1 protein-coding gene is annotated in these 746 nt (G+C 60.3%); it reads left to right on the top strand.

The annotated features are described in order from the left end of the window. Positions 1 to 746 (top strand): RHS repeat domain-containing protein (locus AOA60_RS03905; RefSeq protein WP_368731552.1); only part of this gene is annotated, 746 nt, incomplete at both ends.

The following is a 746-nucleotide window of genomic DNA, read 5'->3' as shown; positions in this document are numbered from 1 at the left end:
TGGGCGCTGGCCTACGAGTATGACGTCCAGAACCGCCTCACCGCCGAACACCAAGGCTGGGGCACCTTGCGTTACGGTTATGACGCCTGTGGCCAGCTTCAACACCTGCGCCTGCCGGACAACAATCGTGTGGCGTTCAACCATGCCAAGGGCGGGCATCTCGCCACGGTAGAACTCAACGGTAAAACCCTTACCTCGCACCTGTTCAAAGCCGGTCAAGAACACCAGCGCCAACAAGGCCAACTGCTCAGCCATTACCACTACGACGACCAACAGCGCCTGCACGCCCATGCCGTAACACAGCAAGAACATCACCTGCTCCAACGCCACTACGACTACGACAGATCCGGAAATCTCACCCGCCTCAACGACACCCGCAAAGGCGAACACCACTACCACTACGACCCGTTGAATCGCCTGACCCGAGCCGACCACTCCCAAGACCTACAGGAACGCTTCGGCCACAACCCGGCGGGCAACCTGCTCATGCAAGACCGCCCCGGCCCCGACATCGTCGCCGGCAACCGCCTGATGATCCAGGGCGACCGGCATTACGACCACGACGCCTTCGGCAACCTGATCGGTGAACGCAGAGGCAAAGGTCACCAACTGGTCACCCAGTACCGCTACGACTGCCAACACCGGCTGATCGGCATTACACAACCCAACGGGCAAACCGCCAGCTACCGCTACGACCCGTTTGGACGGCGTATCAGCAAGACTGTCGACGGTTTAACCACGGAGTT

This window comes from Pseudomonas sp. 2822-17 (genome assembly GCF_002742485.1).
GTDB lineage: Bacteria > Pseudomonadota > Gammaproteobacteria > Pseudomonadales > Pseudomonadaceae > Aquipseudomonas > Aquipseudomonas cyclaminis.
Note: the sequence above shows the minus strand (reverse complement) of the source record. Positions and strands in the feature narration are given on the sequence as shown.